14 protein-coding genes are annotated in these 12391 nt (G+C 71.9%); 7 read left to right on the forward strand and 7 right to left on the reverse strand.

The window, feature by feature from the left end:
- Positions 1-63: 63 nt before the first annotated feature.
- From ACFYML_RS11345 to ACFYML_RS11365, 5 genes are all read right to left on the reverse strand, one after another.
- Positions 64-1077, reverse strand: a complete 1014-nt coding sequence (locus ACFYML_RS11345; protein ID WP_387420471.1) for an NADPH:quinone reductase — start codon at positions 1075-1077, stop codon at positions 64-66.
- A gap of 201 nt (positions 1078-1278) precedes the next feature.
- Positions 1279-2028 carry a MerR family transcriptional regulator gene (locus tag ACFYML_RS11350; RefSeq protein ID WP_387420472.1) on the reverse strand — a complete coding sequence of 250 codons (750 nt, stop codon included), beginning with the start codon at positions 2026-2028 and terminating at the stop codon, positions 1279-1281.
- 93 nt (positions 2029-2121) lie between these two features.
- Positions 2122-2775 carry an HAD family hydrolase gene (locus ACFYML_RS11355; RefSeq protein ID WP_387420473.1) on the reverse strand — a complete coding sequence of 218 codons (654 nt, stop codon included), beginning with the start codon at positions 2773-2775 and terminating at the stop codon, positions 2122-2124.
- 31 nt (positions 2776-2806) lie between these two features.
- Positions 2807-3664, reverse strand: coding sequence for a hypothetical protein (locus tag ACFYML_RS11360; RefSeq protein ID WP_387420573.1), 858 nt, complete (start codon positions 3662-3664; stop codon positions 2807-2809).
- A 139-nt stretch (positions 3665-3803) separates the two neighbouring features.
- The gene (locus ACFYML_RS11365) at positions 3804-4466 is read right to left on the reverse strand and encodes an FKBP-type peptidyl-prolyl cis-trans isomerase (RefSeq protein WP_083673128.1); all 663 of its coding nucleotides are present in this window, start codon (positions 4464-4466) and stop codon (positions 3804-3806) included.
- Between the two features lie 239 nt (positions 4467-4705).
- Between ACFYML_RS11365 and ACFYML_RS11370 the strand changes: the two genes are divergently transcribed.
- Entirely contained in the window at positions 4706-5098 is a 393-nt protein-coding gene (locus tag ACFYML_RS11370) for a PPOX class F420-dependent oxidoreductase (protein ID WP_387271708.1), read from the forward strand.
- Positions 5099-5311: 213 nt separating this feature from the next.
- Positions 5312-6277, forward strand: a complete 966-nt coding sequence (locus tag ACFYML_RS11375; RefSeq protein WP_387420474.1) for a zinc metalloprotease — start codon at positions 5312-5314, stop codon at positions 6275-6277.
- 59 nt (positions 6278-6336) lie between these two features.
- Here the strand turns inward: ACFYML_RS11375 and ACFYML_RS11380 are convergent, their stop codons facing one another.
- On the reverse strand, positions 6337-7368 hold the full coding sequence (locus tag ACFYML_RS11380; RefSeq protein WP_387420475.1) for a Ku protein: 1032 nt from the start codon (positions 7366-7368) through the stop codon (positions 6337-6339).
- 86 nt (positions 7369-7454) lie between these two features.
- Here ACFYML_RS11380 and ligD (ACFYML_RS11385) point away from each other — a divergent pair, with 86 nt between their 5' ends.
- A complete protein-coding gene (gene ligD / locus ACFYML_RS11385; protein ID WP_387420476.1) occupies positions 7455-8396 on the forward strand; it encodes a non-homologous end-joining DNA ligase in 942 nt (313 codons plus the stop codon).
- Complete coding sequence (gene ligD / locus ACFYML_RS11390) at positions 8386-9300, forward strand: non-homologous end-joining DNA ligase (RefSeq protein WP_387420477.1); 915 nt, start codon at positions 8386-8388, stop codon at positions 9298-9300. Before ligD (ACFYML_RS11385) ends, ligD (ACFYML_RS11390) begins: the two co-directional genes overlap by 11 nt.
- Positions 9301-9330: 30 nt before the next feature.
- Here the strand turns inward: ligD (ACFYML_RS11390) and ACFYML_RS11395 are convergent, their stop codons facing one another.
- Positions 9331-9702: a DUF4267 domain-containing protein gene (locus tag ACFYML_RS11395; RefSeq protein ID WP_387271716.1), complete on the reverse strand. Its 372-nt coding sequence runs from the start codon at positions 9700-9702 to the stop codon at positions 9331-9333.
- Between the two features lie 88 nt (positions 9703-9790).
- On the opposite strand from ACFYML_RS11395, the gene ACFYML_RS11400 reads away from it, so the two are divergent.
- From ACFYML_RS11400 to ACFYML_RS11410, 3 genes are all read left to right on the forward strand, one after another.
- Entirely contained in the window at positions 9791-10363 is a 573-nt protein-coding gene (locus tag ACFYML_RS11400) for a TetR/AcrR family transcriptional regulator (protein WP_387271718.1), read from the forward strand.
- Positions 10364-10871: 508 nt separating this feature from the next.
- Positions 10872-11504, forward strand: a complete 633-nt coding sequence (locus tag ACFYML_RS11405) for a hypothetical protein (RefSeq protein WP_387420478.1) — start codon at positions 10872-10874, stop codon at positions 11502-11504.
- A 121-nt stretch (positions 11505-11625) separates the two neighbouring features.
- Entirely contained in the window at positions 11626-12390 is a 765-nt protein-coding gene (locus tag ACFYML_RS11410) for a TIGR03089 family protein (protein WP_387420479.1), read from the forward strand.
- The last annotated feature ends 1 nt before the right edge of the window (position 12391 follow it).

Consider the following 12391-nt stretch of genomic DNA (forward strand, 5'->3'; position numbering starts at 1 on the left):
CGTCCATTCTCGCGAAACTTGTTCGCCTCTGTCCCGATGTCAGAGAAATCCGTTTCGCGTTTATTACGCCTCGGCCGTGGCGATCAGGACCTTGCCGACCGCGCCGTCCTCCACCGCCTTGTGCGCCGCCTGGGCCGCCGACATCGGGTAGTGGTGCAGCGGCAGCCCGGCCTCCTCGCCCACCCGGATCGCCCCCTGCGCCACCGCCGCCGTCACGTCGGTCACCGCCTGCGCCTTGGCCGCCTTCGGCGCCGTGTAGATCAGCACGAACTGCCAGCGGGCGTTCGGCACCATCAGCGGCCGGATCGGCAGCGTCACCTCGGACCCGCCGTCGTCCGCGTAGACGCAGACCGCGCCCCCGGTCCGCAGGATCCGCACGTCCGCCGCCGCGTTGACGGCCGCGGCGACCTCGACGACGGTGTGCACCCCGTCGGGCGCGATCTTGCGGACCTCCTCGACCACGTCCTGCTCGCGGTAGTTGATCACGAAGTCGGCCCCGGCCGCCGCCGCGAGCTGCGCCTTCTCCGGACTGCTCACCGTGGTGATCACGCAGGCGTCGGCCCAGCGGGCGAGCTGGATGGCCGCGTTGCCCACCGCGCCCGCCCCGCCCTGCACCAGCACCACATGGTCGCTGAGCGCGCCCGCGTGCAGCTTGTCCGGCATGAACTCGCCGGCGGTGAGGCACCGGTGCGCGGTCAGGAACGGGATGCCGAGGCAGGCGCCCAGGTCGAAGGAGGCGGAACCGAGGCGTACCGCGTGCCGGACCGGGACCACCGTGTATTCGGTGGCGGTGCCCCAGGGCCGCTGCCAGGCGGCCTCCCAGAGCCACACCCGGTCACCGATCAGGATCTGGTCGACACCCTGGCCGACCGCCTCGATCACCCCGGCGCCGTCCTGCCCGGGGATCTGCCACCCGGCCGGGAGCGGCCACTGCCGGCGGGCCTTCCAGTCCGTCGGGTTCACCCCGGACACGGCCATCCGCACCAGCACCTCGCCGGGGCCCGGCTCCGGGATCGGGCGCTCGGCCACCTGGAGCACCGAGACGTCGCCGTTGCCTTCGTACACGATCGCCTTCATCGCCGTCCCCTCACCGCCGACACGTGCGCCACCGGCTGCGCTACCCGGACGCACCCTGATCATTCCGATCGGACGCGCCGGGGAAAACGTACAACGCGGTGGTCGGCGGTAGGAGGGGTGTGCTGCGGGACATGCCGGCGGTGCAGGCGCGCGGGACGGTGGGCCGGCCGGGTCCCGATCGGTCGGCCCACCCCGGGCGGCTCAGCCCGCCGCGACCGAACGCTTCACGTAGTCGATCAGCTCCGGCGACGGGCCGCCCCACTCGCTGGTGATCTCCGCGCGCTGTTCCGCGTACATCCGGTAGAGCGAGTCCCGCAGCCCCGGGTCCCCGCCGTGGAACGCCTCCAGCAGCTCCATCCACCGCTTCGCCAGCGCCCGCACCCGCGGGTCCGCCGGGTCGGTCCCGGCGTCCAGCTCCGCCTGGACCTGGGCGATCAGCCGGGGCCATTCGTCCTGTACGTCGCGGATGGCCGCCTCGCCGATCTGCTCCCGCCGCTGCGCCAGCACGGCGAGCTGGTCCTCGGTGAAATAGTTCCGGATCGTGTCCTCCACCTTGGTCACCTCCTCGATCACTGCGAGCAGGTCGACGGGCGCGGCACCCCCGGCGGCGCGTACGGCGGGCACCAGCATGGCCAACCGGTCACGCAGGCCGCCCAGCGCGGCGAGCTGCCGCTCCACGTGCGCCAGGTGGTCGTCGAGCAGTTCGGCCAGCTCCGGGCCGCCGCCACCGCCGCCGTCCAGCAGCACACCGATGGCCTCCAGCGGCAGGCCCAGCTCGCGCAGCGCGACGATCCGGTACAGCCGGTCCACGTCCCCCTCGGCATAGAGCCGGTGGCCGGCGGACGTCCGCGCGGACGGCCGCAACAGCCCCACGTGGTCCCAGTGGTGCAGGGTCCGGACGGTGAGTCCGGTACGCCGGCACAGCTCGCCGATTCGCCAGGTGGACGCCACGTCCCACTCCCTCTCGCATCGCCGCACCCTGCGGCGACCGGAATCCGACGCTAGGACCTGACGTCGCGTCAGGAGCAAGTCGTCCCACGGGCTTCAGTCGAGCCGCTCGACCATCGCTGGGGTGAGCGCGTCGATCGAGGGCAGCAGCACCGCCGCCAACGCCTCGGCGTCCGGGTCCAGCGGGTACGACCCGTGCGGCACCGCCACCACCCGCATCCCGGCGGCGGCCGCGGACCGGACCCCGTTCGAGGAGTCCTCGATCGCCACGCACCGGGCGGGATCCACGCCGAGCCGCGCCGCCACGCCCAGCCAGACGTCCGGCGCCGGCTTGCCCCGGGCGGTCTCCTCGGTCGACAGGGTCGCCCGGAAGGCGTCGGTCAGGCCCGTGGCGGCCAGCGCCGCCGCGATCAGTCGGGTGGGGGAGGAACTGGCCAGCCCCAGCGGCCAGCGCGCGGCCAGCCGGCGCACCACCGCGTCGGCGTCGTCGATCAGCGGTACGTGTGCCGCGTACCGCCGGGTCATCTCGGCCACCACCTCGGTGGCGACCTGCTCGGCGGTGCGGTCCACGCCCAGCTCACCGCTCAGGTAGGCGGCCCACTCGCCGGTGCTCATCCCCATCAGCCGGCGCTGGGTGTCCGGCTGCCAGGCGCCGCCGCGCGCGGCCACGTACGCCCGCCGGACCTCCTCCCAGACCGGCTCGGAGTCCACGATCACGCCGTCCAGGTCGAAGAGCACCGCGTCCACCATGAGCCCATCCTGCCGGACCCCGGCGGGCCGGTCAGCGGGCCGGGGCGGTCGCCTCCCCGGTGGGGGTGCGCGGGGCGGGCAGGCCGATCGGGCTCTGCCGGGGGATGATCGTGTGGCACCGGCTCGCGATCGGTTCGAGCAGCTCGCGCAGCCGCGCCGTACGCTCCGCGCCCAGCGCCCCCCACGGGCCGAGCGCGGCCCGGTCGGTGGCCTCCTCGACCGCCCGGAACGTCGCGGTGCCGTGCTCGGTCGGCGCCCGGTCGGCGGTCAGCCAGCCCTTCTCCACCAGGCGCTCCTCGGCGGCGGCCCACTCCTCGTCGGTCCAGCCCCGGGCCATCTGGTGGAACTCGCGGGACTGGTCGAGCCGGCACCGCCAGGCCACCACCTCGACCGGATCCAGCCCGGTGGTGACCAGCGCCGCCACGTGCCCGTCGCCCCGGTGCTCGCGCAGCGTCGTGGCGGCCTGCCAGAGCCGGGCCAGCGGGTATTCCCCCCTAGGCAGCGCGGCGTTGACCGCGCCCAGCACCCGGCCCGCCGTCTCGACCCGCCCGGCCGCCTCCTCCAGCAGCTCCGCCGCCTCGACGAGGTGCGACTCAGGCAGCTCGTAGGTGAACTCGGCCAGCGCCTGCACGGCACCGGTGAGCCGGGCACGCAGCGCCTCCTGCGGGGTGGCCAGGCGCCACACCGAGGGGAGCGCCCGGGCCACCATCGGCGGCGCGAAGCTGAAGAAGGCGGCAACCACCACCGGCGCGTCCACCGACCCGAGCGGGGCGGCCCGGCCGGCGAAGTAGCCCCGCCAGTAGCCGCGCAGCCCGACCGCTTCGTACGCGGCGCGGGCCCGGGGGTGGAAGTAGGTCACCGCGTGGACCGGCTCGAAGTGGGTCCACATCAGCCGGGCCAGCCCCGGGTCGTCCAGCGCCGCCACGTGCACCTCCGCGTCGGTGGGCAGGTCGCCGTGGACGGGTGGACCGCCCACGGTGACCATGAACCTACTGCCGCTGGGTGACGGGAAGGAAGCCTGCTGTGACCTACTGCGCGGCGATCACGTCAACGACGAAGCGCAGCGGGCCCGCGGGGCGACCACCCGACGCGTCGTTGCCGTACGCCAGCTCGCCCGGGATGTCGAGCTGCACCCGGCTGCCCACCGGCACGCCGACCAGGCCCTGGTCCCAGCCCGGGATGACCTGGCCGACGCCGATCCCGAAGGTGGCCGGCTCGCCCCGGCCCCAGGAGGAGTCGAACTCCTTACCGTCCTTGTAGAACACCCCGACGTAGTTGGTGGTGATCTGCTGGCCGGCCTTTACTGCCGGGCCGTTGCCCTTGATCAGGGTGGTGACGGTGAGCTTCTTCAGCTCGCCCTTGCCCGCGCCGACCGTCGGCTTGGTCTTCAGCGCCGGGTCGGCGTCGGCGGGAAGCTGCGGTGCGGCGGCGGCGGTGGGCTCGACCGGGGCGTCGGCGCTGGCCGACGGGGCGGCCGCGGTGGAGTTTGTGGCGTCGTCCCCGTTGTTCAGCCAGACGATGCCACCGATCAGCGCGGCGACCGCGAGGACACCGACAAAGGCGCCCAGCATCGACTGCCGGCGGCGCCGCGCCTCGGCGGCCTTCTTCGCCGCCAGCTGGGCGGCCAGTCGCCGCTCCGCCTTGGTGCCCGGGCCCTGGCCCGCCGACCGGTTCTGCACACGCTCGCTCACGTCGACTCCCCTGCTGGGTGGGTGGTGCGGCCCGCCGGCCGCTGTCGAGACCAGCGCACACGGTACCCGCCCGGACGCCCGCGGTGCTCCTACGGCCGGCTCCGATTCCGACAGCTCGGCCCTCCGTGGGCACCAGCGTGATGTCGGTGACGAACGACGCGACAGGGCGGTGGGCCGGCAACGGGCGTGGCGACGGCGAACGACAGCGACACCGGACTCACCGGAGTACGTTCACGACCATGGCGATCCTCACCGAAGTAGACCTTGCCCTGCTCGCCGAGCCGCAGCTCGCGCACGTGGCGACCATCGAGCCCGACGGCACCCCGCACGTCACCCCGGTCTGGGTGGACACCGACGGCGAGCACATCGTGTTCAACACGGCCGTCGGCCGGAAGAAGTACCGCAACATCGAGCGCAACCCGTCGGTCGCGGTTTCCGTGGTGGACAAGGCCGACGACTTCCGCACGCTCTGGGTGAAGGGCACCGCCGAGTTGATCACCGAGGGTGCCGACGAGCACATCGACCGGTTGGCGAAGAAGTATCTCGGGCAGGACACCTACCCGTTCCGGCAGCCCGGCGAGGAGCGGGTGATCGTCCGGGTCACCCCCACCGAGAAGCTCGGCCGCGGCTGAGCCCAGGCAGGGCCCCTTCTCAACGCCTCCGGTAGAGCAGGGGCCCTCCACCAACACCGCCGTTCGGCCGGGAGACCAGCTGAGTGCGCACTTGGGTCTGTTGTTCACCGCATCGGCGTGTTCTCATACGGGACGACGACGTCACTGATCTCGTGGCGGCGGCCCTTGTCCATTCCGCTCTGCCTCCATCCCACAGGCGTGAAGGGTGCAACGATGCGCAGAAGATCAACTTTCCAGCTGGCGGTCCTGACCGCTACCGCGGCGACGTTCCTGGCGGCCGGAGGCGCCTCCGGGGCGGTGGCCACGGCAGCGCCCGCGACCGCCTCCCCTGGGGTAGCGGCGTGTGAGCCGGGTGCCGACGGGCACAGCGCGGCGCGGGTGAAGGAGGGCGCCACCGCCCACGAACCGGAGCTGTACTCGAAGAACGAGGCGAACGCCTACGGCGTGATCAAGGATTCGCCGCGCCTGCCCAACGGCAGCGTCACCATCCCCACGGTCTTCCACATGATCTCCGACCACCCCCTGAGCGCGGCCGAGACGAACCGGTTCAACACCATGATCGCCGCGCAGATGAAGGTGCTCAACGATTCGTTCGGAGGCAGCACGGCGCCCGACGCCTCCGACACGCCGTTCCGGTTCTCGCTCGCCGACACGACGTGGACGGTGAACAGCAACTGGTACACGGTCGTGCCGGGCAAGAACGAGCGCGACATGAAGAAGGCGCTGTACACCGGCGACGCCCGCACCTTGAACGTGTACGCGGCCAACATCGGCGGCGGGCTCCTCGGCTGGGCGTACTTCCCGAAGGGCTACAACAACGGCCGGGACTACATCGACGGTGTGGTGATGCTCGACGAGTCGATGCCGGGCGGAACGGCCGGCAAGTACGCCCTGGGTGACACGCTGACGCACGAGGTCGGGCACTGGCTGATGCTGGAGCACACCTTCGCGCACGGGTGCTCCGCCTCCGGCGACTACGTGGCGGACACCCCGCGCGAGGCGGCGCCGCAGTTCAACTGCCCGGTGGGCGCGGACACCTGCACCGCACCCGGGCTGGACCCGATCCACAACTTCATGGACTACACGCAGGACTCCTGCATGAACATGTTCACGGCGGGCCAGGCGGACCGGATGAGCGACGCCTGGGTGGCATTCCGGGCCGGCGGCGGCAAGCAGTAAGCGGGGCTTGGTGTCGGGGTTGACGGGCCGCGTCCAGCGGCTCGTCAACCCCTTCGCCGTCAGGCGGTCTTGCGGGGGGCGGCCTTCTTGGCGGCCTTCTTGGCCGGCGCCGCCTTCTTCTCCGCGGTCTTCTTGGCCGCCGCCTTCTTCGCCGGCTCGGCCTTCTTGGCGGCCGCCTTCTTCGCCGGAGCCTTCTTCGCGGCCGCCTTCTTCGCCGGCGCCTTCGCGGTCTTGGCCGCCTTGGCCGCCTGCTGCGCCGACCGGGCCGAGGTGATCGGGGTCGGCTCGCCGGCGCCGCCGGCGGGCGCCTCGCCCCGGGCCGCCCGGGCCCGCTCGACCGACGCCTTCAGGGCGGCCATCAGGTCCACCGCGGCGGCCGGCGCGGCCTCTTCCTCCTCCGGCTGGACCACCTCACGGCCCTCGATCTTGGCGTCGATCACCTCCTGCAACGCCGCCCGGTAGTCGTCGGTGAAGGCGTCCGGCTCGAAGTCGCCGGCCATCGAGTCGATCAGCGAGCTGGCCATGGCCAGCTCCGGGGGACGGACCTTCAGGTCCTCGTCCAGGAACCCGAAGTCGGGGGTACGCACCTCGTCCGGCCAGAGCATCGTGTTGAGCAGCAGGACGCCCTCGCGTACGCGGAGGGTGGCGAGCTGCTCCCGCTGGCGCAGGGCGACCTTGACGATCGCCACCCGCTCCGAGTCGGTCAGCGCGTCGCGCAGCAGCACGTACGGCTTGGTGGCCGAGCCCTCCGGCTCCAGGAAGTACGCCTTGTTGTAGAGGATCGGGTCGACCTGCTCGGCAGGGACGAACTCCAGCACGTCGATCGCGTGCGAGGTGGTCAGCGGCAGGTCGGCGAAGTCCTCGTCGGTGAGGATGACCATCTCGCCGCCGCCGATGTCGTACCCCTTGGCGATGTCGTCGTAGGTGACCTCCTCGCCGCAGACCTGGCAGGTGCGCTTGTAGCGGATCCGGCCGCCGTCGTCCCGGTGCACCTGGTGGAAGCGGATGTCCTTCTCCTCGGTGGCCGAGTAGACCCGCACTCCGATCGACACCAGGCCGAACGACACCGCTCCTTTCCAGATGGCTCGCATCCCCGCGCTCCTCTCCCTGGTTCTGACCAGAATTGCAAACGATCGAACGGCACGCACGCCCTTCCGTGCGCAACTACAGTGATCAGGTGCCCGGCGCGCCGTTGAAGCCGATGCTCGCGATGACCGGGCATCTCCCGGCCGGTGCCGGCTGGGCGTACGAGTTCAAGTGGGACGGGGTCCGCGCGCTCGCCGACATCTCCTACGGCGACCAGCACCTGTACGCGCGTTCCGGCGTGGAGATCACCACGGCGTACCCGGAATTGATCATGTTGAAGGAGCAGGTCGACGACGCGCTGCTGGACGGCGAGGTGGTCCTCTTCAACGAGCTCGGGCAGCCGTCGTTCACCGCGCTGGCCGAGCGGATGCACGTGCGGAACCCGACCAAGGCGGCGCGGCTGGCGGCCAGCATGCCCGTCACGTACATGATCTTCGACGTGCTGCGGCTGCGCGGCGACGACCTGACCGGCCGCCCCTACCGGGAGCGGCGCGCGGCGCTGGAGTCGCTCGGGCTCGGCGCGGCCCGGTGGGCGGTGCCGCCCGCCTTCGCCGACGGCCCGGCCACCTTCGCGGCGGCCGGCGAGCACGGGCTCGAAGGGGTGATGGCCAAGCGGGTCGACGCGGTCTACCGGCCCGGGGTGCGCTCGCCCGACTGGGTGAAGGTCAAGCTGGAGGTGACCGGCGACTTCGTGGTCGGCGGCTGGCGGCCCGGCGCGCGCAAGATCGGTGGCCTGCTGGTCGGGGTGCCCCGGCCGGACGGGCGGCTCACCTTCCGGGGCCGGGTCGGCGGGGGGATCGGCGCGGCCCTCGAGCGGGACCTGCTGCGCGAGCTGGAACCGCTGCGCACCGCCGCGTCACCGTTCGCCGGGGACGTGCCGCGCGAGGATGCCCGCGGCGCGATCTGGGTAACCCCGCGGGTGGTGGTCGAGGTCAAGTACGGCCAGCGCACCCCCGACGGGCGGCTGCGCTTCCCCCGGATCCTTCGGCTGCGGCCGGACAAGCCACCCGAGGAGGTCGACGATGCCAGCTGACCGGTTGAAGGTGGACGTCGAGGGACGCGCGCTGGAGCTGTCCAACCTGGACAAGATCCTCTACCCGAAGGCCGGCTTCACCAAGGGCGAGGTGATCGACTACTACACCCGGATCGCCCCGGTGCTGCTGCCGCACCTGCGTGACCGGGCGCTGACCCGGATCCGCTACCCGAACGGGGTCGAGGGCGGCTCGTTCTTCGAGAAGAACGCCCCGGCCGCCACCCCCGGCTGGGTACGCACCGAGACGCTGCCCGCCCCCGGGTCGAGCAAGGGGCGGGAGACCATCGACTACGTGGTCTGCGACGAGCTGCCCGTGCTGGTCTGGCTGGCCAACCTCGCCGCCCTGGAGCTGCACACGCCGCAGTGGAAGATCGGCGAGCACCCGGACATGATGGTGGTCGACCTGGACCCGGGCGCCCCGGCCGCGCTGAAGCAGTGCTGCCAGGTGGCGCTGCTGATGCGCGACCGGCTCGCCGACGACGGCATCGAGGCGTACCCGAAGACGTCCGGCAAGAAGGGCATGCAGCTCTGCTGCCCGATCGCCGGTACGCAGGATTCCGATTTCGTCTCGGGTTACGCCAGGCGGATCGCCCAGGAGCTGGAGCGGGCGCACCCGAAGCAGATCGTGTCGAAGATGGCCAAGAACCTGCGCCCCGGCAAGGTCTTCATCGACTGGAGCCAGAACAACGCGGCCAAGACGACGGTGGCGCCGTACTCGCTGCGCGCCCAGGCGGTGCCGGCGGTGTCCACCCCGCTGACCTGGGACGAGGTCGAGGCGGGCGCGGCGGGCAAGCGCCCGTCGACCAAGCCGTACACGGCGGGCGAGGTGCTCAAGCGGGTGGAGCAGCAGGGCGACCTGCTGGCCCCGCTGCTCGACGGCGGCCCCGAACTGCCCGGGCGCTGAGCGGCCCGGGCAGTTCGGGTCAGCGGTTGCCTACAGGGCGAACAGCAGGGCGGCGTCGAGGAGGACGACCACGGCGGTGGCGAAGTGGATGCCGAAGGCGACCGCTTTCGCGCCGCCGTGCCGTAGCACGATCAGGGTGTCCCCCAACGGGTTGAGCGCGACGATCAGCATGAACCAGGCGACCGCGTCGGCGCTGGTGAAGGCGATCAGGGCGAGGCCGAGCAGGCCGTAGGTGAGGTCCCGCAGGCCCTTGATCGTGAGGTACGCGGGGTCGCCGTCCGGCGCGGCCGGCACGCCGTAGCCGGCGGCTGAGGCGCGGGGCGCCAGAAGGAACCGGGCACCGATGAAGACGCAGAAGAGGCTGAGGACGACGGCGAGCCCGTAGGCGACGGGGCTGAGCATGTTCGACTCCGAATTCTAGCGCTGCTAGGTCTGGGAGCGAAGCTAGCAGAGCGATGGCAGATTGGCTAGCGGTGCTAGACTGGCGAGCATGTCGATTCAGGCCCGCCGGGAGCGGGAGCGGGCGGAACGGGAACGGGCGATCGTCGCCGCAGCCCGGGAGCTGGCCGAGTCGGAGGGCTGGGACGCCGTCACCACCCGCCGGCTCGCCGCCGAGATCGAGTACAGCCAGCCCGTCCTCTACAGCCACTTCAAGGGCAAGGACGCCATCATGGCGGCGGTCGCCGTGGAAGGCTGCGGTGATCTGGCCGCCGAACTCGCCGCCGCCCGGGCCGCCGCGACCGACCCACGGCAGGCGGTGGCCGACATGGCCAGGGCGTACGTCGCGTTCGCCGAGCGCCGGCCCGCGCTCTACGACGCGATATTCAACCTTCCCGTCGACCTGCCCTTCGCCAGTAAGGACGCGCCGGTCGAGCTGGCCCGGGCCTTCGCCGAGCTGGCCGAGACCCTGCGGCCGGTCGCCGGCGGCGACGACCTCGAGGCGTTCACCGAGACCTTCTGGAGCGGGCTGCACGGCCTCGTCACGCTCATGCGCAACGGCCGGCTCCGGCGCGCGGACCACGAGCGGCGGCTGGCGATCCTGGTGGACCGGTTCACCCGCTGAACCGTCCCGCCGGTCGGAGCGGTCGGGCCGGCGTGCGGGTGGCCAGTGGACGGCGACCCGGAGCTGCCGGGCGTTCGTAGGCCGGGAGCTCCGCCAGATGTCCGCGATTCCAGACAACCTTCTGCGGCACCGCCACGTGATAGGTGCGTGACTGACCAAACACGACGACTGTCCGCGGTGGACCGGTCGTACGTCGCATTCGTCGAGATGGCCTGGCAGCGACATATCCGGCTGGCCCTGCTGCTGGCCGGCGACCGGGGGCGGGCCGAGGAACTGCTCCAGGACAGCCTGGTCAAGGTGTACGAGCGGTGGCGGCGGCTGTCCCGGCTCGACGACCCGCACGCCTACCTGCGCCGCGCCCTGGTCAACAACCACACGTCCGGGTGCGACCTGCGCGCTGCTGGCGTTGGGCGTCGCCACGGCGGCGACTGTGGCGACCACCCCGACCTCGGGTCGTCCAGGCGTCAGCGCCGAGCGGGGGTCCCAGCCGGAGCCGGCCTCGCCGGCGATGAAGCTGGTCTCGGCCGCCACCGCCAGCCAGAACATCAGTTACCGGATCCGGCTGACCAACTCGGGACCGGAAGGACTGACGTACGAGGGCGCGTTCGACCCGAGGACCACCACCGGCTCCGTGCGGGTGCCGAAGGACGATTCGATCATGGTCGAGCTTTTGATCAACGGCACCCGGTACGAAGGCGCGGAACGGCCGCAGGGCAAGCTGCCGGCTGACAAGGGCCCGGGCGAGACGTACGGCCGCTACGGCCAGTACCCCGGAAAGTACGACCGGCTGTCGCTCTACAGCGACGGCAACGATGTCCTGGGCAACACGGCACCCGACCCGGCGAGCCTGATCAGGGCGCTGAAGGCCGCGAACGGGACCATCACCGAGAAGCCGGACGGCACCCTGCACTTCGAGTACGCCATCGAGCACAAGCAGGAAATGGGATCAACCACCACGTCCGGCGACGTCACGCTCGACGCCGACGGCCGGATCGCGAAGGTGGCACTGTCCGGCACCTGGCAGTCGACGATGAAGGGCCGGCTCGACAAGGGCACGTTCAGCTCGACGCTCGAACTCTTCGACTATGGCGTCCCGGTGAAGGTGGAACGCCCGACCGACGTCGTCATGGTCAAGAGGTAGTCCGCACTGGTCTCCCCGCCAGCGACGAGCTGCCCGCGGCCCCACGGTCGCGGGCAGCTCTGGGCCTTGCGGTAGGCCGCCGGTGGCTAAGGTGGGGCGAACCGGATCGAAGGAGTGCCCGATGGCTGCCAGCAGCACCCCCATGACTGTCACGGGGGCCGCCGGGCACCCGGAAGACCGGGGGTTGCTCACCTGCCTGGACGACGCGACCGGGGAGCGGGTCGAGCTGACCGCGCCGCAACTCGGCAGCTGGGCGGCCCGGAGCGCGAGCCTGCTCCGGGACGGGTGCGGGCTGGGCCCGGGCAGCCGGGTGGCGGTGCTGCTGCCGCCGCACTGGCGTACCGCCGCGGTGCTGATCGGCGCCTGGTCGGTCGGGATGGCGGTGTCGTTCCGGCCGCGAGCCACCGCCGGGTTGCCGGTGCTCGAACCAGGCGGCGACCAGCCGTACGACGCGGTGTTCGTTACCCCGGAACGCCTCGACGACTGGCTGGAGGACGTGCCGCTCGGCACACATCGTTACCTGGTCCCCACCGGGCCGGCGCCGCTGGCCGAGGTGCCGCTGGGCTGGCTCGACTGGTCCACGGAGGTGCTCCGGCACACCGACATCCCACCCGACTACACCGCCGTCCGCCCGTGGGACCCAGCCAGCCCCGACGGCACCAGCTACGGAGAGTGGCGGCAGTTGGCGTCGGCGATCGCCGAACAGCTCGACCTGCGGGCCGGTGATCGGCTGCTGGTGGACGCCGCCGAGCACGAGCAGCCGGTGAAGTGGCTGCTCGCCCCGCTCGCCGCCGGCGCATCCGTGGTGATCTGCGCCAACCTTGATCGGTCCAAGCTGGCTGCCCGGATCGAGACCGAGCAGGTCACCCGGGTGCTCTCCAAATAGC

Origin of the sequence: Micromonospora sp. NPDC007230, from assembly GCF_042869115.1 — a bacterium.
In the GTDB taxonomy this organism is placed as follows: domain Bacteria; phylum Actinomycetota; class Actinomycetes; order Mycobacteriales; family Micromonosporaceae; genus Micromonospora.

Excerpts from the sequence above, each read along its gene's own strand:
- ACFYML_RS11400 (WP_387271718.1), top strand. The coding sequence starts at position 9,791 with ATGTCGATTCAGGCCCGCCGGGAGCGGGAGCGGGCGGAACGGGAACGG.
- ACFYML_RS11345 (WP_387420471.1), bottom strand. The coding sequence starts at position 1,077 with ATGAAGGCGATCGTGTACGAAGGCAACGGCGACGTCTCGGTGCTCCAG.
- ACFYML_RS11380 (WP_387420475.1), bottom strand. The coding sequence starts at position 7,368 with ATGCGAGCCATCTGGAAAGGAGCGGTGTCGTTCGGCCTGGTGTCGATC.
- ACFYML_RS11355 (WP_387420473.1), bottom strand. The coding sequence starts at position 2,775 with ATGGTGGACGCGGTGCTCTTCGACCTGGACGGCGTGATCGTGGACTCC.
- ACFYML_RS11395 (WP_387271716.1), bottom strand. The coding sequence starts at position 9,702 with ATGCTCAGCCCCGTCGCCTACGGGCTCGCCGTCGTCCTCAGCCTCTTC.
- ligD (WP_387420477.1), top strand. The coding sequence starts at position 8,386 with ATGCCAGCTGACCGGTTGAAGGTGGACGTCGAGGGACGCGCGCTGGAG.
- ACFYML_RS11370 (WP_387271708.1), top strand. The coding sequence starts at position 4,706 with ATGGCGATCCTCACCGAAGTAGACCTTGCCCTGCTCGCCGAGCCGCAG.
- ACFYML_RS11375 (WP_387420474.1), top strand. The coding sequence starts at position 5,312 with ATGCGCAGAAGATCAACTTTCCAGCTGGCGGTCCTGACCGCTACCGCG.
- ACFYML_RS11360 (WP_387420573.1), bottom strand. The coding sequence starts at position 3,664 with ATGTGGACCCACTTCGAGCCGGTCCACGCGGTGACCTACTTCCACCCC.
- ACFYML_RS11410 (WP_387420479.1), top strand. The coding sequence starts at position 11,626 with ATGGCTGCCAGCAGCACCCCCATGACTGTCACGGGGGCCGCCGGGCAC.
- ACFYML_RS11405 (WP_387420478.1), top strand. The coding sequence starts at position 10,872 with ATGAAGCTGGTCTCGGCCGCCACCGCCAGCCAGAACATCAGTTACCGG.